Below are 21,563 nucleotides of genomic sequence, written 5' to 3'. Positions count from 1 at the left end.
AGCCTGCACGCACGTGCAGGCTTTTTTTATGCCCAAACGCCCCCGTTAGGGGGCGGGTGGCTTCAGCGAACCACGGCCAACTGGGCGCGTTCTCCACCTTTATAGGTGTACAGGGTCAAAGCGCCGTTCTTGATGTCGCCTTTTTCGTCAAACACGATGTCACCGGTCACGCCTTTGTATTTGATGGCTTTCAGGGCGGGCAAATACTTGGCTGGATCGGCAGAACCGGCGTTCACCATGGCGGTCGCCATGACTTTCACGGCGTCGTACACATAAGGTGCATAGACCTGCACATCAGCGTTGAACTTGGCTTTGAAGTCTGCACGGAACTTGTCCATACCGGCTTTTTGCTCGCCTTCCACACCGCCTGCTTCAGCGCAGAAGACGGTCTCGTCTTTCATGGCATCACCAGCCAGTTTGGCCAACTCGGTGGTGCAGATGCCATCGCCGCCCATGAATTTGGCGTTGATGCCCAGGGATTTCATCTGGCGCAGCATCGGGCCAGCCACAGCGTCCATACCGCCAAAGAAGACGACATCCGGTTTTTTGGCCTTCAAGGTGGTCAAAATGGCGTTGAAGTCAGAAGCCTTGTCGGTCGTGAACTCATGGCCCACGATGGTGCCGCCAGCAGCGGTCGCGCCCTTTTTGAATTCTTCGGCCACACCCTGGCCGTAAGCGGTACGGTCGTCGATCACGGCAATGTTTTTGCCTTTGAGGGTTTCCACTGCGTATTTGCCCAGCGTGCCGCCCAAGTGCACGTCGTCAGCCACCACGCGGAAAGCGCCGGTGTAGCCCTGACGGGTGTATTTGGGGTTGGTCGCCGATGGCGAAATCTGGGGAATACCTGCCGTGTTGTAAATCTGTGAGGCAGGAATGGTCGTGCCAGAGTTCAGGTGGCCGATCACGCCGTTGACTTTGGCGTCCACCAGCTTTTGCGCGGCCGCCGTACCCTGCTTGGGATCAGCGGCATCATCTTCAGCCAGCAATTCAAACTTGACGACTTTCTCACCCATTTTCAGGCCGGCAGCATTGAGTTCTTCAATCGCCATCCGGGCGCCGTTTTCGTTGTCTTTACCCAAGTGAGCGATGGCACCACTGACCGGGCCCACGTGGCCAATTTTGATCACAAGCGCATCCGATGCGGCTTCTTTCTTGCCGCAGGCCGCCAAAAGCACGGCAGCGACGGCCACAGCGACCACAGACAAAGAACGATGACCTGAAAATTTCATAAGAACTCCGAATTAGTAATTGCTTCAATCAAGCAACGCTGAACCATACTGCAATTGATGCAATTTGTGACTCAGGGAAAACCTAAATCACCTGTCCTCGTCAGGTGATCGGCTGATGTTTTTGTAGATTTCAGCGCGTTTGGCCCACATGCCTTCAACGCTTCGCTGCACGAGCTCCGAGGCCATGCGGTCGAGCTCGGGTCGCAGGTTTTGCATCAGTTCCGCAGACAGCGCCAACACCGAGGCTTTCTCGGCCATACGGGCATCCAATGCAACCAGAACAGCGGCCGGGATATCGGACGTGGACACGACATGGGTCAGCACGGGAATGGCTGCGGATGCTGCGCCAGAGGGTGAATCCATGTTCATGACGCGCTCCGTTTGGATAAATCGTGTTGCAACAAATCATAGCCCTGCGCGGTGTAATGCTTCCATCGCTGGCGCGCCGTCATGCGGCCATGGTCGTCCCCCGCCACGATTTCAATCAAGCGCTCAAAGCGCTCAAAACCTGCTGGCACCTCATCGCCCAAATTGACCAGCACTTGCCGCCCGGCGCACAGATCGGCATCTTCACTCAACAAAATCGGCGAGGCGTTTTGCACTTCTGGGCTGTCAGCTGCCGTGCTGTGCGGCAAAAAATCCGCTGCGGAAAAGGTCCACAGAGCCGAATCGAGTTGGCGCAAAGCCGCCGCCGAGCCCAGCACGCCAATGCGCAAGTTTTGTGCATTGGCTTTGCGCAGCAGGCGGCAGGCGTATTGCAAGCGCTCTGGCGCGTTGAAATGGAATTCAATTCGGGTCATGGCCACAGTCATCGACGACGAGGGGCTCGGGCTGGCGTGCTCGCCTTGGACAAGAGGTAATGCAGCAGCAAGGCCACCGGGCGGCCGGTGGCGCCTTTGGCGGCCCCAGTGCGCCAAGCCGTGCCAGCAATGTCCAGATGCGCCCAGGGGTATTTCTTGGCAAAACGCTGCAAGAACTTGGCAGCGGTCACCGATCCGGCTTGTCGGCCGGCCACATTGGCCACATCGGCAAAACGGGTTTTCAGACCCTCGGCGTATTCATCGTCCATCGGCATGCGCCAGCACAAGTCGCCAGCGTTGTCACCGGCTTGCTGCAGCTGTTGCGCCAATTCGTCGTCGCTGGTGAACAAGCCTGATCGAACCCCTCCCAAGGCGATGACACAAGCGCCTGTCAAGGTGGCGATGTCGATCACGGCCTGGGGCTTGAAGCGCTCGGCATAGGTCAATGCATCACACAAGACCAAGCGCCCTTCTGCATCGGTGTTCAGGATTTCAATGGTTTGACCGCTCATGCTGGTGACCACATCACCGGGCTTGACTGCCAGGCCATCGGGCATGTTCTCAGTCGCGGGGATCAGGCCCACCACGTTGATCTCTGGCTTGAGTTCTCCCAAAGCCTTGAACACACCCAGCACACTGGCCGCGCCGCTCATGTCGTATTTCATTTCATCCATTTCAGCCGCAGGCTTCATCGAGATGCCTCCGGTGTCGAAGGTGATGCCCTTGCCCACCAGCACTACCGGTGCCTGTGTGCTGGACGCGCCGTTGTAGCGCATCACGATGAAACGCAAAGGCTCAGCAGCACCCCGAGCCACCGCCATGAAAGAGCCCATGCCCAGTTTGGCGACCTCTTTGGGTCCCAAGACTTCACATTTGAATGCCGCACCTTTGGCTATGGCTTGAGCCGCCTGGGCCAGCATGGTGGGCGTGGCGTGGTTGGCCGGGCGATTGGCCCATTCTTTGGCCAATTCAACACCCGCCGACAGGGCTTGTGCCTGCGCCAGAGCCGTTTTGTGCGCCGCATTGACTTCTGATGCACTGAACGTGATCTGCTTCAAAGTCCTGTATGAAGGTTTGCTCAGAGTCGTGGTGTAGATGTAACTGGCGTCTGCCAGCGCCGCTGCCGCCGACTGCAGGCTATTGGCCGACCATTGGCCATGTGCGTAAACACCGAGGTGCTTGACCTTGGCGGACTTCAGCGCAGCCCAGGCGGCCGTCGCGGCGACTCGAATCTGTGACGCTTTGTTTTCACCTGTACATGCCACGATCACATGGCGTGCCTTGGTGCCCGCCTGTCCGTAGGTGCTCAAAACAGAACCTGTTTTCAGCTCGAAGTCACCCTTTTGAACCGCTTGCTGCACCAGGGTGCTGATGGGATCTTTTTCTGCGGAAGTCGCATCTGGTTGCGAGGGCCAGAAAACAATCAAAGCATCAAGATCGTCACGAATGACACGGGACAAGGCGCGTTTTTGGATTTCGAAGTTCATAATTCAGTTTTTCCTTCCTGCCAATGTTATTCCATTCCTCTTTACGCAAGGACCTTGCGCGCAATTTCGGTGCCACGCTGGTGATATTGATCACCATCGTGATGACCGTCATTTTGATCAGGACTCTGGGGCAAGCCAGCCGAGGCAGCGTCAACCCATCCGAAGTCTTGCTGGTCATGGGCTTCAGTGTTTTGAGCCAAATGACCACCATCATCACGCTGAGCTTGTTCATTGCAGTGGTTTCCACACTTTCTCGCATGTACAGCGACAGCGAGATGGTGATCTGGTTCTCCAGTGGTCAGGGGCTGGCCAATTTCGTCAGGCCCCTGTTGCGTTTTGCGTGGCCTGTGTTGCTGATCATCGTCTTGCTGGCGCTGTTCGCATGGCCATGGAGCAACCTTCAAATCCAGGAACTGCAACACCGTTACGAACAACGCAATGACCTTGAGCGGATAGCCCCTGGGCAATTTCAGGAGTCTTCAGGAGGCAAGCGCGTTTTTTTCATCGACAAAGACAGCCCGGACAACCGTTTTGGCAAAAACGTCTTTGTGTCCAGCATCGAAGCCGGTCTGGAAATCGTCACCACAGCACAACAAGGACGCATCGACTTGGTGGGTAACGAACGATTTTTGAAGCTGGAAAAAGGCCAACAATGGTCCACCAACCTCGCCACGGGTGAAACACGCCTGACACAGTTTGAGCATTACGAAGTGCTGGTGGATGACGATGTTTTGCCGGCCAACGAATCGCTCAGCAGCCGGCACACCGCCAGTTGGGACTTGTTGAAGAATCCGACACGTGAAAACCTGGGTGAGCTCGGTTGGCGATTGGGCTTGGGCCTGGCGGCCATCAACTTGGTGTTGCTCGCATTGGCCGTCTCGGCCATCAACCCACGTGTCGGCAAAAGCTACCACCTGGGACTGGCCTTGTTCATTTTCATCGCCTACTACAACATGCTGAACGTGGGGCAAAGCTGGGTGGCCACCGGTCGCGTGCAGCTCTTGTCTTTCCTGATTGCCCTGCATGGCGGCGTCTTTTTGCTTGCGGCAAGCTGGTTATGGGCTCGCCACATGAATTGGTCCTGGCGTTCTTTCTGGGTGCGTAAAACCGACGCCAAGGGAGGGCTGAAATGAAAACCGTCCGGCGTCTTTTGCATGGAGAGATCGTCACAGCCGTGGCTTTTGTGGCTGTCGGATTTTTGGCCTTGTTTATGTTTTTTGACCTCGTCGATGAGCTGCAAGCTGTCGCGAAACACGCGGCTCAAGGCTATCAATTGCAACAAGCCTTGCTCTACATTGCGTTGAAGGTTCCCGAGCATCTGTACCAATTGCTGCCTTTGTCGGTGCTGATTGGTTGTATTTTCGTGATGGCGCGCTTGGCTCAAAGTTCCGAATTCACCATTTTGCGAACGGGTGGGCTTGACCCATTGCGCGCATTGGTCACCTTGCTTCGCCTTGGGGTGATTTTTGTAGGTCTGACCTTTGTGATCGGTGATTACATCGCCCCATGGGCCGATCGGCAGGCCATACAAGTCAAAGCGCTGTACCAGGGTCATTTGACCATTGGCCAAACCGGCGCGTGGCTCAAAGAAAAACAAAATGAGCGGCATTTCGCGGTCAATGTGCGCAGTTTCGATGGCATCGCGCACATGCGCAATGTGCGCATCCACGAGTTCAACGAGGCAGGCCAATTGCTGGGCATCACCACCGCCGAGCAAGCTGACATACACAACGGGCAATGGGCTTTGCAGCAAGTTGCCCAAAAAACGGTCGGGTTAGAAAAGTCATCGAGCACGCTGAAATACGTTTCCCAAAAGCATCAAGAGCTGCTTTGGCCTACCGAGATCAGCGCGGACATGGTGGCGGCAGCGTTGCTCACCCCAGATCGCATGCGGACTTGGGAGCTGTTCAAATACATGCGGCATTTGTCCAGCAACAATCAAAACTCCCAGCGCTACGAAATTGAATTCTGGCGCAAAGTGTTCTACCCCTTGAGTTGCTTGGTGATGCTGGTTCTGGCTTTGCCGTTTGCCTATTTGCACTTTCGCACAGGACAAATTGCAGGCCATGTGTTTTTGGGTGTGCTGGCAGGCATCAGTTTTTCATTGCTCAACAACGTCTTCCGCTTCGTTGGTGACTTGCAAAACTGGGAGCCTTGGCTCACGTCAGCAGCGCCCTCCTTGATTTACAGCGCCATATCCTTGGCCGCATTTTGGTGGATGGTTTTAAGGCGATGAAACAACAACTTCCTGTCGGCACTGGTGTTATTTTGTTTGCCCACGGATCACGCGATCCTTTGTGGCGCCTGCCCATCGATGCCGTCGCCCAAAGCATGCGCCAGCGCTGGCCGGATCTTCCTGTCGCATGTGCATTTCTGGAATTGACCACGCCCGATCTGGCCACGGTGGTCGAGCAACTCATGGCTCAGAACTTGACCCGACTGCGCATCGTGCCCATGTTTCTGGGCGTAGGCCGACATGCCAGAGAAGATCTGCCCAAACTGGTCGATGAGCTGCGCTTGGCTTATCCACAGATGGCGTTTGAACTCACCCCATCGGTGGGCGAGCATCCAGCCATGACGGCGCTCTTGGCTGACATCGCCGCAGCATCCGCATAGACTCATAAAGCATAATGATGTTGATCAATATGACATCAAGCATATGAACCTTCACCAATTTCGCTTCGTTCAAGAAGCTGCCCGACGCAACCTGAACCTCACCGAAACAGCCAAGGCCTTGCACACCTCGCAACCGGGCGTGTCCAAAGCCATCATTGAACTCGAAGAGGAGCTGGGCATCGAGATTTTTGCCCGGCATGGCAAACGCCTCAAACGCATCACCGAGCCTGGCCAGCATGTCCTGCAGAGCATCGAAGTGATCCTGCGTGAAGTGGGCAATTTGCGCAAAATCGGTGACCAATACAGCGCCCAGGACAGTGGCACCCTGTCCATTGCCACCACCCACACCCAAGCGCGTTACGTCTTGCCATTGCCGGTGGCCAAGCTGCGCGATAAATACCCGCTGGTCAACATCAGTCTGCACCAAGGCGCCCCCGACCAGGTGGCCAAAATGCTGCTCGATGACACCGCTGAAATTGGCATCGCTACAGAATCTTTGTCCGCTTATGAAGAGCTGGTGACCCTGCCCTGCTATGAATGGCAACACGTATTGGTCCTGCCCCTGGATCATCCTTTGGCGGCGAAAGAACACATATCGCTGGAAGACATTGCCGCTCAACCCTTGATCACTTACCACCCGTCGTTTACGGGTCGAAGCCGAATCGACCAAGCTTTTGCAGCCCGAAAACTTGAGCCGCGCATCGCGCTAGAGGCCATCGATTCTGACGTCATCAAGACTTACGTACGGCTGGGTCTGGGCATTGGCATCGTGGCCGAGATGGCCGTCAAGGACGATCCGGTTCAGGACCTGGCCGTCAGACCCTTGGGCAATCTGCTGGGCATGAACGTGGCCCGCGTGGCTTTCAAGCGCGGCGCCTACCTGCGCCACTTTGTCTACCATTTCGCACAATTGCTCAGTGATCGACTGACTGCACCGCTGATCGCCAAAGCCATGACGGGTCATGTCAACGATTACGAACTCTGACCTCTCGCATTCCACACCTTTCTTTGTTAAACGCCATGAACGCACGCACACCGAACCTGGTCTCCAAAGCCCCCAACATGGGCACCACCATCTTCACCGTCATGTCTGCCTTGGCAGCCGAAAAAGGCGCTGTCAACCTGGGGCAGGGTTTTCCGGACTTCCACTGCGATCCGCGCTTGCTGGATCTGGTCGACGACGCCATGCGTGAGGGCCTGAACCAATACCCGCCCATGACGGGTGTCGCGCCCTTGCGCGAAGCGGTCTCTCAAAAGATCGAAACTTTGTATGGTCGCCACTACGACCCGGTCAGCGAAATCACCGTCACGGCAGGGGCCACACAAGCCATCCTGACGACCATCCTGGCCATCGTGCATCCCGGTGATGAAGTCATTGTGCTGGAGCCGTGCTACGACAGCTATGTGCCCAACATCGAACTGGCTGGTGGCGTGGTCGTGCGAGTGCCCCTGACCCCTGGCACTTTCCGTCCGGACTTTGACAAGATCCGTGCGGCCATCAGCCCCAAAACACGCGCCATCCTGATCAACTCACCCCACAACCCCAGCGGCATGATCTGGTCTCGCCAGGACATGCTCACCTTGCAGGAAATTCTGGACCCGACCGACATCATCCTGATCAGTGACGAGGTCTATGAGCACATGGTCTATGCCCCCAACCAGCACTGGAGTGCTGCCCATTTTGCAGGTCTTGCGGCACGTGCTTTCATCGTCTCAAGCTTTGGCAAAACCTACCATGTGACCGGCTGGAAAATTGGCACCGTGGCCGCACCGGCAGCACTGACGGCGGAATTTCGAAAAGTGCACCAGTTCAACGTGTTCACCGTGAACACCCCCATGCAGCACGCATTGGCGCGTTACATGGCAGACCCCAAACCCTATCTTGAATTGCCAGCCTTTTACCAGCGCAAGCGGGACCTGTTCCGAGAGGGTTTGGCCCACACCAAGTTCAAACTGCTGCCAGGCGAAGGCACCTACTTCCAGTGCGTGGACATTTCGGCGCTGTCCGTGCCGGAAAAGAACCTGAGTGAAGCTGATTTTTGCAAATGGCTGACCACCGAGATCGGTGTGGCCGCGATTCCGCTGTCGGCTTTTTATGGCGGCGGTTTTGACCAGAAAGTCATCCGGTTTTGTTTCGCCAAGCAAGACAGCACTTTGCTGTCGGCCCTGGAAAAACTCAAAGGACTTTGAGTTTTCAATCGTCGGTGTTGTCGTCCAAGCCCGGAAACAACACCGAGGTGAAGCCAAATCGGCTGAAGTCACGCACCCGCATGGGGTACAGCTTGCCGATCAGGTGGTCGCATTCATGCTGCACCACCCGGGCGTGAAAACCATCGGCGGTACGGTCAATCACCTGACCCTGGACGTCGAAACCCGTGTAACGGATGCGCTGCCAGCGCGGCACGATGGCCCGCATGCCGGGCACGGACAAGCAGCCCTCCCAGCCCTCTTGCTCTTCAGCGTCCAATGGGGTGATCACGGGGTTGATGAGCACGGTTTGCGCAAACGCTGGCTCATGCGGATAACGGGGATTCATGGCACCCGTGCCAAAGATCACCACCTGCAGGTTCACGCCAATCTGGGGCGCAGCCAGGCCTGCGCCATTCGCAGCCGCCATGGTCTCCAGCATGTCGGCCACCAAGGCGTGCAACTCGGGCGTATCGAATTGCGTCACCGCGGGGGCTACGCGCAAAAGGCGCTCATCGCCCATTTTGAGAATGTCACGCACCGTCATGGTTTTTCTCCGTTCAACAACATGGCCAAGCCTGCATCGTCCAGCACCTTGATGCCCAGCGCTTGCGCCTTGTCGAGCTTGCTGCCCGCTTCGGCTCCGGCCACCACATAGCTGGTTTTTTTGCTGACCGAGCCCGCCACTTTGGCGCCCAATGCTTCGAGTTTGTCCTTGGCCTCGTCCCGGCCCATGCTTTGCAGAGTGCCAGTGAGGACCACGGTCAGACCGGCCAAGGGCATTTCGGTCGGGGCCAGGGCATCGCCCTCGGGCCAATGGATGCCCGCATCACGCAGGGCCTGGACCACTTCGCGGTTGTGCGCCTGGGCAAAAAAAGTGTGGATGCTGTGCGCCACGATGGGGCCCACATCGGGCACTTGCAAGAGCGCATCTTCGCTGGCGTCCATGATGGCGGCCAGCTGTCCAAAATGACGTGCCAGTTCCTTGGCCGTGGCTTCCCCCACATGGCGAATGCCCAGACCAAACACAAAGCGCGGCAAGGTCGCTTGCTTGGATTTCTCCAAGGCGTCCAACAGGTTCACGGCCGACTTCTCGGCCATGCGGTCCATATTGGCCAGTGTGTCCAGCTGCAGGTGGTACAGATCGGCCAATGTGTTGACCTGGCCTGAGTCGACCAGCTGGTCCACCAGTTTGTCGCCCAGGCCCTCAATGTCCATGGCGCGGCGGTGCGCAAAATGCCAAACCGCCTGCTTGCGCTGTGCGCTGCAAAACAGCCCACCCGTGCAACGGTGGTCGGCCTCGCCCTCTTCGCGTTCGGCCAAGCTGCCGCACACGGGGCAGTGGCTCATCATGGTGAACAACTCGGCACCCGCCGGACGCTTGTCCAGCACCACGGACACCACCTCGGGAATCACATCGCCCGCACGGCGCACGATCACGGTGTCGCCCACCCGCACGTCTTTGCGGCGGGCTTCCAATTCATTGTGCAGCGTGGCGTTGGTCACGGTGACGCCGCCCACAAAGACCGGCGCCAATTTGGCCACCGGGGTGAGCTTGCCGGTGCGCCCCACCTGCACGTCGATGGCCAGCACGGTGGTCATTTCTTCCTGTGCCGGGTATTTGTGGGCCACGGCCCAACGCGGCTCGCGCGTGACAAAGCCCAGTTGTTGCTGCCAGTCGAGGCGGTTGACTTTGTAGACCACGCCGTCGATGTCGTAAGGCAAGGCATCGCGCTCAGCGGCCATGCGCTGGTGAAAACCCACCAGGCCTGCAGCGCCCTGCACACATGAGGTTTGCTCGGCCACCGGAAAACCCCAGCTTTTGAGTTGCTGCAGCGCTTCAAAATGGGTGCCCCACACCGGGCCGCCCTCGGCAGCAGGCGTCATGTCACCCCAGCCGTAGGCGAAAAAGCTCAAGGGCCGCTCGGCGGCAATGCCCGAATCCAGTTGGCGCACCGCTCCCGCCGCCGCATTGCGCGGATTGACGAAGGTTTTTTCACCCTTCATGCCTGCGGCAATGCGTGCGCGCTGGCGTTCGTTGAGTTTTTCAAAGTCATCGCGGCGCATGTACACCTCGCCGCGCACTTCCAGCACAGGCGGGGCATCAGCCGGCAAGCGCAGCGGGATCTGACCGATGGTGCGGATGTTGGCAGTGACCTCTTCACCGGTTTCGCCATCTCCCCGTGTGGCGGCCTGCACCAGCACGCCGTTTTCATAGCGCAGGCTCATGGCCAGGCCGTCAAATTTCAGCTCGGCCACGTACTGAACGGCAGGCTCGGCCTCGCTCAGGTTCAGCTCTTTGCGCACACGGGCATCAAAGGCCTCTGCCCCGCTGGCTTCGGTGTCGGTTTCGGTGCGAATGCTGAGCATGGGCACGCGGTGCTGCACCGAGGCAAAGGCGTCCAGCACCTTGCCGCCCACACGCTGCGTGGGCGAGTCGGGCGTCAACAACTCGGGGTGCGCGGTTTCCAGCACCTGCAAGTCGCGAAACAATCGGTCGTACTCGGCATCGGGTACTTCGGGTGCGTCCAGCGTGTAATAGCAATGCGCATGGTGGTGCAAAAGTGCCCGCAACTCGGCAGCGCGGGCCACATCGCGGGCTTTGTCCTCGTCGCTTGGCGGCGCGTCCCCAAACAGGTCCAGTGTGGACATGGATGACCCGCTCAAGAAAACAGACGGCGTGCTTGCTGCGAACCTGCTGACAACTCGCGCTGGTCGAGCGCGTCATACAGTTGCGTCAAGTCGATGGCGATTTGATCGAGCACATCCTCACCCAGAACCTGCCCACCGCCATCGGTGATCAAGCCGTCCATATCTTTGGTCAGCAAAGTGGCCGCTTCGCGCAAACGCCCGAAAGCATGGTCTTCGCGGGCAATTTGAGGCAAGTCCAGGCTCAAGGAGAACTCGCGAATGGCCGACAGCGCCGGGTCATCGGCCATGGCAGCTTGGGTGTCAAAGGTCAAAGACAAGATCGGAGGCAAGCCCTGCACCGACGATGGCAAGACCATGCGTCCAGGGATCACGCCCGCCACAAAACCAAGGCGGGCTGCATGTTGCTGGACATAACCCGGGCTCCAGGCTGCAGCGCGGGCGCACAGCGTGAAGCTCAGCTGTGCATCGTGGTCGCTGGCGAACTGGTCCAGTTCACGGGCACGGGCCACTTCTTCCAGCATGTCGCTGAAAGTGGCCGTGCCGTTGACCGCATCGGCAAAGGCCTGGGTCTTGACCACAAACTCGGAGAACTCGATTTCATTGAGTGCACCCATGCGGTTGGCCAGTTGCACACCGGCCTGAAAAGCCGAATAACGGCGACCGGGCAGCAAAGGCTCCCACTCGCCGTTGAGCTGGCTGCAGCCTTCCACATTGAAAGGCTTGGTGCCCACGCGCCGGGTGGATGGCAAAGCGGCCAAGGCGGCATCGCCCGACACCGGCTGGTCCACTTCCACCATGGCGATCACGTCGATCAAGGCATCCAGCTGGGCTTTGCGCTCAGGTTGCGGCAGGCTGGCGAAGTCATCGTTCAAAACCGGCTCTCGTGGCGCGGATGCATCCAGGCTTGAAGTCTGTTCGGCCGAGGGCTCGATTTGGGGTTCGGCTTGGCGTGGCGCGTTTTTGCGCGACGTCCAATAGTTGTAGATCAAAACTGCCACCAAGGTCAGGCCACCGATGCCAGCCAGGCTGACTTGCAAAGAGCTCAAGGAATCCAACATAAGAAATCTTCAATTTCAGGCCACGTCGGCCATAGACACTGCGGACTCCATGTCCACAGCCACAATGCGCGAAACGCCCTGCTCCTGCATGGTCACGCCAATCAACTGCTCGGCCATTTCCATGGCGATCTTGTTGTGGCTGATGAACAGGAACTGCGTTTCCTTGCCCATGCCCGCCACCAGTTTGGCGTAGCGCTCGGTGTTGGCGTCGTCCAGCGGCGCGTCCACCTCGTCGAGCAAGCAAAAGGGTGCCGGGTTGAGCTGAAAAATCGCAAACACCAGCGCAATCGCCGTCAGGGCTTTTTCACCACCGGACAACAGATGGATGGTCTGGTTTTTCTTGCCAGGCGGCTGCGCCAGGACCTGCACACCCGCGTCCAAAATTTCGTCGCCGGTCATGACCAAGCGCGCATTGCCGCCACCGAACAGCTCGGGGAACATGCGGCTGAAATGCTCGTTGACGATCTTGAAAGTGCCGCCCAGCAATTCGCGGGTTTCACCGTCAATCTTGCGGATCGCGTCTTCGAGGGTGTTCATGGCCTCGGTCAAGTCGGCATTTTGCGAGTCCAGGAAAGTCTTGCGTTCGCGCGAAGTGGAGAGCTCTTCCAACGCGGCCAAGTTGACCGGGCCCAAGGCGGTGATTTCGCGGTGGATGCGGTCGATCTCACCTTGCAAACCGGTCACGCGCACCTGACCGGTCTCGATCGACAGGGCCACGGCTTCCAGATCGGCTTGCGCATCGGCCAGCAACTGGGTGTATTGCTCCAGGCCCAAGCGGGCCGCTTGCTCCTTGAGCTGCAAATCGGTGATGCGCTGGCGCAGGGGCTCGAGCTCGCGCTCAAAGGCCACGCGACGTTCGTCGCTGGCGCGCAGTTTGGCCGTGAGGTCGTCATAGGCGCTGCGGCGCGCGGCCAAGGCCTGCTCGCGCTCCATCTTGACGGCCAGCACGTTTTGCAAACCGGCTTGGGCAGCCGCATCGGTCAAGCGGCTGAGTTCGTCGCGGGCGCGCTGCATTTCGGCGTCGATGCTGGCCACTTGCTGCTGCGCCGTCTCGATCGTGCGGCTCAGTTCTGCGCGGCGCGCATCCAGACTGCGCTGCGAGAACTGCGCCTCCTGGGCTCGGCGCTCCAGGCTGCGTTGCTGTTCACGGCATTCGCTCAGCTTGCGCTCGGCCTCGATCACGCGCTCGTCCAGCTGGGCATGGCGTTCCTGGCTGTCGGCCAGTTGCATGTCCAGCTCTTCAAAACGGGCTTCGGCCGTGACGCGCCGCTCTTGCAACTCCTCCAGCAAAGCGTCCACTTCGGCCAGGTCGTTGTTGATTTGTTCGCTGCGGGCGCGGGTTTGTTCCACCAGCTGCGACAGACGCAAAGTCTCCACCTGCAGCTCGTGGGTGCGCGACTGGCTTTCGGCCGCTTCACGGCGCACGGTGATCAGGCGCTGCGAAGCATCGGCATAAGCCGCTTCAGCGCGCACCAGCGCACTGCGGCTTTCTTCGGCGATCAGGGTTTGCGCACGCTGCTGCTTTTCGAGGTTTTCAATGTCTTGTGCGCGGCCCAGCAAACCGGCTTGCTCGGAGTCTTGCGCGTAAAAGACCACGCTGTTCAAGTCCACCGCATGGCCCGCTTGCACCAACAGCGTTTCGCCCGCTTGGAGCTGGCTGCGCCAGGCCAAGGCTTCTTCGATGCTGGGTGCGGTGTAGCAGCCTTGCAGCCAGTCGGTCACCAAGGCGGACAAACCGGCATCCGAGATCCGCAGCTTTTGCGCCAAAGGCAGGCAGCCGCCCGGCATGCCGCTGCGTGGCTTGGCGGTAGAGGCCAAAGGCGAAGTGAAGAATGACAACTTGGCCGGAGGCGCATCGCCAGCAAAGGCGCGCACCATGTCCAGACGTGACACTTCCAGAGCCGACAGGCGTTCGCGCAGGGCCGATTCGAGCGCGTTTTCCCAACCCGACTCGATGTGGATGCGGCTCCACAGGCCTTCGAGCCCATCCATGCCGTGCTTGGACAGCCAGGGTTTGAGCTTGCCGTCGGTGCGGACTTTTTCTTGCAAGGCCTTGAGGGCCTCGATGCGGGCGCTCAGATCGGCCAAGCGGGCCGACTCTTCGTTGACCGCTTTTTGGCGCTCACGGCGGTCTTCGTCCAGCGCAGGCACCATCTCTTGCAAATCGTGCAAACGGGCTTCCGATTCGGCCGCTTGGGCCTCGGCCGCAGCCAGCTGCTCTTGAAGATTGTGCAGACGGGCCTCATCGGGCGCGGCCAAGGCATTGCGATCGGTCAACAAGCGTTCACGGCGATTCTCGAGCTGGCGCGATTGTTCTTCGACGTTGCGTTGGTCTGCGGCCAGCACGCCAATTTGCTGCTGCACCTGCACCACGCTGGCGCGCTGCGCGGTGGCATCGTTTTGCGCTTTGCGCAAGGCTTCTTCCAAATCGGGCAAGGCCATGGCCTGGTCTTCGACCTGGGCGGCCAGCGTCATGCTCTGGTCTTCGGCCATGGCCGCTTGCTCGGCCAGGGTTTCCAGCTCCATTTTGGCGTCTTCGCTGCGTGTGCCCCACTGGGCGGTCTGTTCAATCAACTGCTGCAGGCGCTGCTCGGCGCGCTGGCGGCCTTCCACCACAAAGCGGATTTCGGCTTCGAGGCGCCCCACTTCGGCACTGGCTTCGTACAAAGCGCCTTGCGCTTGGTTGACCTGGTCGCCCGCGTCGTAGTGCGCCTGGCGGATGGTTTCCAGATCGGACTCCACATGGCGCAAATCGGCAATGCGCGATTCGAGCGCATTGACCGCTTGGTCCACATCGCTCTTGACTTTGCCTTGGTCGCTTTCAGCGTCGCGGCGCTTCAAGAACCACAGCTGGTGTTGCTTGAGCGTGCTGTCGGCCTGCAGGTTGTTGTAGCGCTGGGCAACTTCGGCCTGCTTTTCGAGTTTTTCGAGGTTGGCATTCAGCTCGCGCAGGATGTCCTCGACCCGGGTCAAATTTTCTCGGGTGTCGGACAGGCGGTTTTCGGTCTCGCGGCGGCGTTCTTTGTATTTGGAGACGCCCGCGGCTTCTTCGAGGAACAGGCGCAGCTCTTCGGGGCGCGACTCGATGATCCGGCTGATGGTGCCCTGGCCAATGATGGCGTAGGCGCGTGGGCCCAGGCCCGTGCCCAGAAACACGTCCTGCACGTCACGGCGGCGCACAGGTTGGTTGTTGATGTAGTAACTGCTGTTGCCGTCGCGGGTGAGCACGCGCTTGACGGCGATCTCGGCAAACTGGCCCCACTGGCCGCCTGCGCGGTGGTCGGCATTGTCAAACACCAGCTCCACACTGGCGCGGCTGGCGGGCTTGCGGGTGGTGGTGCCGTTGAAGATCACGTCCTGCATGGACTCGCCACGCAGCTCGGACGCCTTGGACTCGCCCAACACCCAACGCACCGCGTCCATGATGTTGGATTTGCCACAACCGTTGGGGCCCACCACGCCCACCAGCTGCCCGGGCAGCAGGAAGTTGGTCGGCTCAGCGAACGATTTGAAGCCAGAAAGCTTGATGGAATTGAGACGCACGGCGGTCGGATCGATCAAAAAAGAGTAAACGAAATGACGCAACACAAGGCGCATCAGCCCGATTGAAAGCCTGTACCCGGACGCCCGGAACAGTCTTCAATATTACCTTAGCCAACCGGCCCGACCGATCCCGGATAATCGGGGGATGAATCCCCTTCTCGCCAAGCTGCAGCCCTACCCTTTTGAACGGCTGAAACAACTGTTCGCCGCCGTCACGCCCAACCCCGCCTTGAAGCCCATCAGCCTGGGCATTGGCGAGCCCAAACACGCCACGCCCGCTTTCATTCAGGAAGCACTCAAGGCGTCTGTGGCCACCGGCTTGTCGGCTTACCCGGCCACCGCAGGCGAGCCCGCCTTGCGAAAAGCCTGTGCGGCTTGGCTCAAAACCCGCTACGACCTGACGCTGGACCCGGCCACCCAGGTGCTGCCCGTCAACGGCTCGCGCGAAGCCCTGTTTGCCCTGACGCAAACCGTGATCGACCCGACCCGACCCGGCGCCACTGTGGTCAGCCCCAACCCCTTCTATCAAATCTACGAAGGCGCGGCCTTGTTGTCAGGCGCTGAGCCCTATTACGTGCCCAGCGACCCAGCACGCAACTTTGCCAACGACTGGGACAGCGTGCCCACTGAGGTCTGGGCCCGCACGCAGCTGCTGTTTGTCTGCTCGCCCGGCAACCCCACCGGCGCGGTCATGCCGCTGTCGGAATGGCAAAAGCTGTTTGCCCTGTCCGACCAACACGGTTTCGTCATTGCGTCGGACGAGTGCTACAGCGAGATTTATTTCCGCGAAGAAGCACCTTTGAGCGGTCTGGAAGCCGCCCACCAACTGGGCCGCACCGACTTCAAGCGCCTGATCGCCTTCACCAGCCTGAGCAAACGCAGCAATGTGCCCGGCCTGCGCAGCGGTTTTGTGGCGGGCGACGCGGCCATCATCAAGCAGTTCTTGCTCTACCGCACTTACCACGGCAGCGCCATGAGCCCGGTCGTGCAAGCGGCCAGCGTGGCTGCTTGGGGTGACGAAGCCCATGTGGTGGACAACCGCAACCAATACCGCACCAAGTTCGCCCAGGTCACACCCGTGCTGGCCGAGGTGCTGGACGTGAAACTGCCCGACGCCAGCTTTTACCTGTGGGCCGGAGTGCCTGCAGGCTGGCAAGGTGACGACGCGGCGTTTGCCAAAGCCTTGTATGAGTCCGAAAGCGTCACGGTGCTGCCCGGCAGCTACTTGGCGCGTGACTTCAACGGCAGCAACCCGGGCCGGGGCCGCATTCGCATGGCCTTGGTGGCCGAGACCGCCGAGTGCCTGGAAGCGGCCGAGCGCATCGCCCGCTTTGTGCGGGCAAATCCTTCGAAGATGGACCCCGGGTCAAGCCCGGGATGACCGTTCAACTGTGCTTGTTTAGTTCAGAGCCCTGCTTATCACGTGTTGTCATGCCGGGCTTGACCCGGCATCCATCTTCTTGAGAGAACCCAAACGATGACCACCACCCGCCCCTCCGTTTGTCACGACACCCTGCGACTGGCCGAGCAGCTGATCTCCAAGCCCTCGGTCACGCCTGAGGATGCGGGCTGCCTGGACTTGATCGCCGACGCCCTGATGCCGCTGGGCTTCGTTTGCGAGTTCATCGATTCCGGCCCCGAGACATTCCGCGTGCGCAACCTGTGGGCCAAGCGCGCAGGCACATCTGGCCAGACCTTGGCCTTTGCAGGTCACACCGACGTGGTGCCCACTGGGCCATTGACCCAATGGGACAGCGACCCCTTCACACCCACACACCGCGATGGCAAATTGTTTGGCCGGGGCGCGAGCGACATGAAAACCTCGCTGGCGGCCATGGTCGTGGCGGTGCAAGAGTTTCTGGCGGCCAACCCCAACCCCGCTTTGGGCATCGCTTTTTTGCTGACCAGCGACGAAGAAGGCCCTGCCCTCGACGGTACGGTGGTGGTGTGTGAAAAACTCAAAGCCCGTGGCGACGCGCCGCAGTTTTGCATCGTGGGCGAGCCCACCTCGGTGCAACAGACCGGCGACATGATCAAGAACGGCCGACGCGGCACCATGAGCGGCAAGCTCACCGTGAAAGGCGTACAAGGCCACATCGCCTACCCGCACCTGGCCGACAACCCCATCCACCGCCTGGCACCCGCGCTGGCCGAACTGGTCGCCATCCGTTGGGACGAAGGCAACGCCTTCTTCCCGCCCACCAGCTGGCAGGTGAGCAACATCCATGCGGGCACCGGCGCAAGCAACGTGATTCCCGGCGACTGCGTGGTGGATTTCAACTTCCGCTTTTGCACCGAGTCCACACCTGAGAGCCTGCAACAGCGCCTGACAACGGTGCTCGACCGACACGGTTTGAAATACGAGCTGAACTGGACGATTGGCGGCCTGCCGTTTTTGACCACACCCGGCACTTTGGTGGCCGCTGTGCAAAAAGCGATTGCCGACGAAACGGGCCTCACCACCGAGCTGTCCACCACCGGCGGCACGAGCGACGGCCGCTTCATCGCGCAGATCTGCCCACAGGTCATCGAATTCGGCCCGCCCAACGCCACCATCCACAAGGTCAACGAGCATGTGGCGCTGAGTGACATTGCGCCACTCAAGGCCATCTACCGTCGCACGCTGGAACAACTCAACCTGGGCTTGTCTGCATGAGCGTTTTGAACCTGTCCTCCCTGATCGCGCATTCGGCCGAGCGCCTGACACAAGCCCAAGTGGCCTTTGGTCACGGCACCCAGAACGCTTTTGACGAAGCCGTCTGGCTGGTGCTCTGGCGGCTGGGTTTGCCGCTGGACACCGATCTGGACGAGGTGGCCGATCAAGTTGTGACGCCCGAGCAGCAAGCGGCCTGCGCTGCGCTGATCGAAACACGCATCACCACCCGCAAGCCCGCCGCCTACCTGACGCAAGAAGCCTGGCTTCAAGGCGTGTCGTTTTACGTTGACGAGCGCGCCATCGTGCCGCGCAGCCTGATCGCCGAGGTGTTGGCCGATGGCACGATTGACGCTTGGCTGTCTGACCAGACACGGCAAGTGCTGGACCTGTGCACCGGCAACGGCAGCTTGGCCGTGCTGGCAGCGCTGGCCTGGCCCGAGGTGCAAGTCACGGGAGCGGATATTTCGGATGACGCACTGGCCGTGGCCGGCATCAATGTGGAGCGTCATGAATTGCAAGAACGCGTGACGCTGGTGCACAGTGACGGCCTGAGCAACTTGCCCGGCCCGTTTGACCTGATCCTGTGCAACCCGCCTTACGTTTGTCAGGCCAGCATGGACGCGCTGCCCGCCGAGTACCGCGCCGAGCCTGAACTGGCGCTGGCTGGCGGCACGGACGGCATGGACTTTGTACGCCAGCTGTTCAAGGACGCACCTGCGCGCATGAGCGAACACGCGGTGCTGGTGCTGGAAATTGGCAACGAGGTGGAACACTTCATCGCGGCTTTTCCAGAACTTGAAGTGGCCTGGCTCGACACCAGTGCAGGCGATGACCAAGTGTTATTGATCACCCGCGAATCCCTTCTGGCGCTGTGAATGCCCTGCCCGCTTCAAGTCGAGGCGGACAAATCCTTGCGCCTGCTGTCTCAGCCTTCGCCACATCGGCGAAAATAGCGGGTTACGCCCTTTGAAGTCAGTCCTTCAAACGGCCCTTGCTCTCGATACCGGCCTCTGTCCGGACATTGCTTTTTCATGATCAATCTCAAAAACGTCACCCTTCGCCGCGGCACCAAAGTGCTGCTGGATCAAGCCTCGGTCACCCTCAACCCGGGGGAGAAAGTCGGCTTGGTCGGGCGCAATGGCGCGGGCAAGTCCACCTTGTTTGCGCTGTTCAACGGCACGCTGCACGAAGACGGCGGCGACTTTGAGATGCCCAAAGCCTGGCGCATGGCGCAAGTGGCCCAGAACATGCCCGAGACCGACCAGCCCGCATCTGACTTTGTGCTGGAAGGCGACACCCGCTTGGCTGAATTGCGCCAACGGCTGATCGCGGCCGAAGAAAGTGGCGACGGCATGGAGATGGCCCATGTGTACACCGACCTGGCCGATGCAGGCGACCACGATGCCCTGCCCCGCGCCGAAGCCTTGATTTTGGGCCTGGGCTTTCGGGTGGACGAGTTGAACAACCCGGTCAACAGCTTCTCGGGCGGCTGGCGCATGCGCTTGCAACTGGCCCGCGCGCTGATGTGCCCGTCAGACATTTTGCTGCTCGACGAACCCACCAACCACCTGGATTTGGACGCTCTGGTCTGGTTGGAAGCCTGGTTGCAACGCTATGCCGGCACCATGATCGTGATCAGCCACGACCGTGAATTTCTGGACGCGGTGACCAACGTCACCCTGCACATTGACCACGCCAAGCTCACACGCTACGGCAGCAACTACAGCGGCTTTGAAATCTTGCGTGCCCAACAGATGGAGCTGCAACAAGCCTCCTTTGCCAAGCAGCAAGACAAGATCGCCCACTTGCAAAAGTTCATCAACCGCTTCAAGGCGCAGGCCAGCAAAGCCAAGCAGGCGCAAAGCCGGGTCAAGGCACTCGAACGGATGGAAAAAGTGGCACCGTTGCTGGCCGATGCCGAATTCACCTTTGGCTTCAAGGAACCCAACAACCTGCCCAACCCGATGCTGGCCATCAGCGAAGCCAGCTTTGGCTACATCGTGGACGACGAGCCCAAAGCCATCTTGCAAGGCGTCAGCAAATCGGTATTGGCAGGACAGCGCATCGGCATTTTGGGTGCCAACGGCCAGGGCAAATCGACCTTGGTCAAGACCATTGCACGCACCATGCCGCTGCTGGCAGGCACGCTGACCGAGGGCAAGGGCCTGAACATCGGCTACTTCGCCCAGCAAGAACTCGACGTGCTGCACCCACAAGACAACCCCCTGGAGCACATGATCCGCCTGGCCAAAGAGCTGGGCAGTGGCGAGCCCAGCCGAGAGCAAGACCTGCGCAACTACCTGGGCACCTTCAACTTCTCAGGCGACATGGTCAAGCAGGCCGTGGGCACCATGAGCGGCGGCGAAAAAGCCCGACTGGTGCTGGCCATGATCGTGTGGCAACGGCCTAATTTGCTGCTGCTGGACGAGCCCACCAACCACCTGGACTTGGCTACGCGTGAGGCCCTGTCGATGGCCCTCAACGAGTTCGAAGGCACCGTCATGCTGGTCAGCCACGACCGCGCCTTGCTGCGAGCCGTGTGTGACGAGTTCTGGATGGTGGGCCGAGGCAAGGTCGAGCCCTTTGATGGCGATCTGGACGACTACCAAAAGTATTTGTTGGAAGAGTCCAAGCGCCTGCGCGAAGTGGCCAAAAACTCGGCCAAAGATGCCGCAGCCAATCCACCTGCACCACCCGCCCAGGTGGTCGTGGTGGCTGCACCTGTTGCCGCAGCCGCATCAACGCCTGCGGTCAGCAGCGGCGAGCAGCGCAAGATGGATGCACAGCGCCGTCAGCAAATGGCCGCGCAAACCCGTCCGCTGAAAAAAGAGCTGGAGCAAAACGAGCAGCGCATGGCCGCCATTGAAAAAGAAAAGAGCGCGCTGGAACAGCAACTGAGCACCCCACTGCCTCCGGCAGAAATTGCCGAAGCTGGTCGTCGCCTCAAGGCACTGAGCGACGAGGTGGCGGTGCTGGAAGAGCGCTGGTTGGCGCTGACCGCGCAGCTGGAAGCGACGGCTTAACCGCCCACCACAGACCAGCCGGCGTGCTGGTCTGCTTTGTTGTTTTCATATTCCCAGCTGGTGCCACAGCGGTCACAGCGGTAACGCGTGATGGTCACCTGGCTGGATTCACGAACTTCTTTGCGGTTGGTGCCTTGCACCAGCTCTGCATGGCCCGGTGCGCGTCGCCAGTTGCGCTGAATGCCAGAGCATGGCTCGCACAGTTCCATCTTTTTCAATTCGTTCTGGATGTTCATTTTGGCGGACATGTCGGGATTCTTTCGGTCGAAAAGTGGCGCCAGGCAAATGACAGCGCCAATGAAAAAAGCACTT

General features: G+C 59.7%; 18 protein-coding genes. 9 read left to right on the top strand and 9 right to left on the bottom strand.

Annotated elements, in window-relative coordinates; translation table 11 throughout:
• Positions 1-62 precede the first annotated feature (62 nt).
• The 4 genes from B9Z43_RS02860 to B9Z43_RS02845 form a co-directional block, all read right to left on the bottom strand.
• Positions 63-1,229 (bottom strand): branched-chain amino acid ABC transporter substrate-binding protein, encoded by a 1,167-nt coding sequence (locus B9Z43_RS02860; protein ID WP_108322616.1) that lies wholly within the window; start codon positions 1,227-1,229, stop codon positions 63-65.
• Between the two features lie 87 nt (positions 1,230-1,316).
• Complete coding sequence (locus B9Z43_RS02855) at positions 1,317-1,598, bottom strand: hypothetical protein (RefSeq protein ID WP_108322615.1); 282 nt, start codon at positions 1,596-1,598, stop codon at positions 1,317-1,319.
• Positions 1,595-2,029: a DNA polymerase III subunit chi gene (locus B9Z43_RS02850; protein ID WP_108323202.1), complete on the bottom strand. Its 435-nt coding sequence runs from the start codon at positions 2,027-2,029 to the stop codon at positions 1,595-1,597. Before B9Z43_RS02850 ends, B9Z43_RS02855 begins: the two co-directional genes overlap by 4 nt.
• Before the next feature lie 8 nt (positions 2,030-2,037).
• The gene (locus tag B9Z43_RS02845; protein WP_108322614.1) at positions 2,038-3,516 is read right to left on the bottom strand and encodes a leucyl aminopeptidase; all 1,479 of its coding nucleotides are present in this window, start codon (positions 3,514-3,516) and stop codon (positions 2,038-2,040) included.
• Between the two features lie 23 nt (positions 3,517-3,539).
• On the opposite strand from B9Z43_RS02845, the gene lptF reads away from it, so the two are divergent.
• Genes lptF through B9Z43_RS02820 form a run of 5 tightly spaced genes read left to right on the top strand, consistent with a single transcriptional unit; the run spans position 3,540 to position 8,322 of the window.
• Positions 3,540-4,649, top strand: coding sequence for an LPS export ABC transporter permease LptF (lptF, locus tag B9Z43_RS02840; RefSeq protein WP_108322613.1), 1,110 nt, complete (start codon positions 3,540-3,542; stop codon positions 4,647-4,649).
• Positions 4,646-5,752 carry an LPS export ABC transporter permease LptG gene (gene lptG / locus B9Z43_RS02835; protein ID WP_108322612.1) on the top strand — a complete coding sequence of 369 codons (1,107 nt, stop codon included), beginning with the start codon at positions 4,646-4,648 and terminating at the stop codon, positions 5,750-5,752. Before lptF ends, lptG begins: the two co-directional genes overlap by 4 nt.
• Complete coding sequence (locus tag B9Z43_RS02830) at positions 5,749-6,132, top strand: sirohydrochlorin chelatase (RefSeq protein ID WP_108322611.1); 384 nt, start codon at positions 5,749-5,751, stop codon at positions 6,130-6,132. Before lptG ends, B9Z43_RS02830 begins: the two co-directional genes overlap by 4 nt.
• A 43-nt stretch (positions 6,133-6,175) precedes the next feature.
• Positions 6,176-7,117, top strand: coding sequence for a CysB family HTH-type transcriptional regulator (locus B9Z43_RS02825; protein WP_108322610.1), 942 nt, complete (start codon positions 6,176-6,178; stop codon positions 7,115-7,117).
• Between the two features lie 35 nt (positions 7,118-7,152).
• Positions 7,153-8,322: a pyridoxal phosphate-dependent aminotransferase gene (locus B9Z43_RS02820; protein ID WP_108322609.1), complete on the top strand. Its 1,170-nt coding sequence runs from the start codon at positions 7,153-7,155 to the stop codon at positions 8,320-8,322.
• 4 nt (positions 8,323-8,326) lie between these two features.
• Here B9Z43_RS02820 and def read toward each other — a convergent pair whose 3' ends face one another.
• Genes def through smc form a run of 4 tightly spaced genes read right to left on the bottom strand, consistent with a single transcriptional unit; the run spans position 8,327 to position 15,572 of the window.
• Complete coding sequence (gene def, locus B9Z43_RS02815; RefSeq protein WP_108322608.1) at positions 8,327-8,866, bottom strand: peptide deformylase; 540 nt, start codon at positions 8,864-8,866, stop codon at positions 8,327-8,329.
• A complete protein-coding gene (gene ligA / locus B9Z43_RS02810) occupies positions 8,863-10,971 on the bottom strand; it encodes an NAD-dependent DNA ligase LigA (RefSeq protein WP_108322607.1) in 2,109 nt (702 codons plus the stop codon). The genes def and ligA overlap by 4 nt, the downstream gene beginning before the upstream one ends.
• Before the next feature lie 11 nt (positions 10,972-10,982).
• Positions 10,983-12,017: a cell division protein FtsZ gene (locus tag B9Z43_RS02805; RefSeq protein WP_108323200.1), complete on the bottom strand. Its 1,035-nt coding sequence runs from the start codon at positions 12,015-12,017 to the stop codon at positions 10,983-10,985.
• A 27-nt stretch (positions 12,018-12,044) separates the two neighbouring features.
• Positions 12,045-15,572: a chromosome segregation protein SMC gene (smc, locus tag B9Z43_RS02800; protein ID WP_108323195.1), complete on the bottom strand. Its 3,528-nt coding sequence runs from the start codon at positions 15,570-15,572 to the stop codon at positions 12,045-12,047.
• A 145-nt stretch (positions 15,573-15,717) separates the two neighbouring features.
• Here smc and dapC point away from each other — a divergent pair, with 145 nt between their 5' ends.
• The 4 genes from dapC to B9Z43_RS02780 all read left to right on the top strand — a co-directional run bounded on the left by dapC (position 15,718) and on the right by B9Z43_RS02780 (position 21,251).
• Positions 15,718-16,953, top strand: coding sequence for a succinyldiaminopimelate transaminase (gene dapC / locus B9Z43_RS02795; RefSeq protein ID WP_108322606.1), 1,236 nt, complete (start codon positions 15,718-15,720; stop codon positions 16,951-16,953).
• A 96-nt stretch (positions 16,954-17,049) separates the two neighbouring features.
• The gene (gene dapE / locus B9Z43_RS02790; protein ID WP_108322605.1) at positions 17,050-18,228 is read left to right on the top strand and encodes a succinyl-diaminopimelate desuccinylase; all 1,179 of its coding nucleotides are present in this window, start codon (positions 17,050-17,052) and stop codon (positions 18,226-18,228) included.
• On the top strand, positions 18,225-19,103 hold the full coding sequence (prmB, locus tag B9Z43_RS02785; RefSeq protein ID WP_108322604.1) for a 50S ribosomal protein L3 N(5)-glutamine methyltransferase: 879 nt from the start codon (positions 18,225-18,227) through the stop codon (positions 19,101-19,103). Before dapE ends, prmB begins: the two co-directional genes overlap by 4 nt.
• Positions 19,104-19,259: 156 nt before the next feature.
• Positions 19,260-21,251 carry an ABC-F family ATP-binding cassette domain-containing protein gene (locus B9Z43_RS02780; protein ID WP_108322603.1) on the top strand — a complete coding sequence of 664 codons (1,992 nt, stop codon included), beginning with the start codon at positions 19,260-19,262 and terminating at the stop codon, positions 21,249-21,251.
• Here the strand turns inward: B9Z43_RS02780 and B9Z43_RS02775 are convergent.
• Positions 21,248-21,499, bottom strand: coding sequence for a hypothetical protein (locus B9Z43_RS02775; protein ID WP_108323192.1), 252 nt, complete (start codon positions 21,497-21,499; stop codon positions 21,248-21,250). The two genes, B9Z43_RS02780 and B9Z43_RS02775, sit on opposite strands and share 4 nt — an antisense overlap.
• Between the last annotated feature and the right edge of the window lie 64 nt (positions 21,500-21,563).

It is taken from the genome of Limnohabitans sp. MMS-10A-192 (assembly GCF_003063335.1).
Lineage (GTDB): Bacteria > Pseudomonadota > Gammaproteobacteria > Burkholderiales > Burkholderiaceae_C > Limnohabitans_A.
Note: the sequence above shows the minus strand (reverse complement) of the source record. Positions and strands in the feature narration are given on the sequence as shown.

Bases quoted from the DNA above. Each gene is read 5' to 3' on its own strand.
- B9Z43_RS02830 (WP_108322611.1), top strand. From the start codon at position 5,749: ATGAAACAACAACTTCCTGTCGGCACTGGTGTTATTTTGTTTGCCCAC.
- prmB (WP_108322604.1), top strand. From the start codon at position 18,225: ATGAGCGTTTTGAACCTGTCCTCCCTGATCGCGCATTCGGCCGAGCGC.
- lptF (WP_108322613.1), top strand. From the start codon at position 3,540: ATGTTATTCCATTCCTCTTTACGCAAGGACCTTGCGCGCAATTTCGGT.
- B9Z43_RS02825 (WP_108322610.1), top strand. From the start codon at position 6,176: ATGAACCTTCACCAATTTCGCTTCGTTCAAGAAGCTGCCCGACGCAAC.
- B9Z43_RS02780 (WP_108322603.1), top strand. From the start codon at position 19,260: ATGATCAATCTCAAAAACGTCACCCTTCGCCGCGGCACCAAAGTGCTG.
- B9Z43_RS02820 (WP_108322609.1), top strand. From the start codon at position 7,153: ATGAACGCACGCACACCGAACCTGGTCTCCAAAGCCCCCAACATGGGC.
- ligA (WP_108322607.1), bottom strand. From the start codon at position 10,971: ATGTCCACACTGGACCTGTTTGGGGACGCGCCGCCAAGCGACGAGGAC.
- dapE (WP_108322605.1), top strand. From the start codon at position 17,050: ATGACCACCACCCGCCCCTCCGTTTGTCACGACACCCTGCGACTGGCC.
- B9Z43_RS02775 (WP_108323192.1), bottom strand. From the start codon at position 21,499: ATGTCCGCCAAAATGAACATCCAGAACGAATTGAAAAAGATGGAACTG.
- B9Z43_RS02855 (WP_108322615.1), bottom strand. From the start codon at position 1,598: ATGAACATGGATTCACCCTCTGGCGCAGCATCCGCAGCCATTCCCGTG.
- def (WP_108322608.1), bottom strand. From the start codon at position 8,866: ATGACGGTGCGTGACATTCTCAAAATGGGCGATGAGCGCCTTTTGCGC.
- B9Z43_RS02845 (WP_108322614.1), bottom strand. From the start codon at position 3,516: ATGAACTTCGAAATCCAAAAACGCGCCTTGTCCCGTGTCATTCGTGAC.
- dapC (WP_108322606.1), top strand. From the start codon at position 15,718: ATGAATCCCCTTCTCGCCAAGCTGCAGCCCTACCCTTTTGAACGGCTG.
- lptG (WP_108322612.1), top strand. From the start codon at position 4,646: ATGAAAACCGTCCGGCGTCTTTTGCATGGAGAGATCGTCACAGCCGTG.
- B9Z43_RS02860 (WP_108322616.1), bottom strand. From the start codon at position 1,229: ATGAAATTTTCAGGTCATCGTTCTTTGTCTGTGGTCGCTGTGGCCGTC.
- B9Z43_RS02850 (WP_108323202.1), bottom strand. From the start codon at position 2,029: ATGACCCGAATTGAATTCCATTTCAACGCGCCAGAGCGCTTGCAATAC.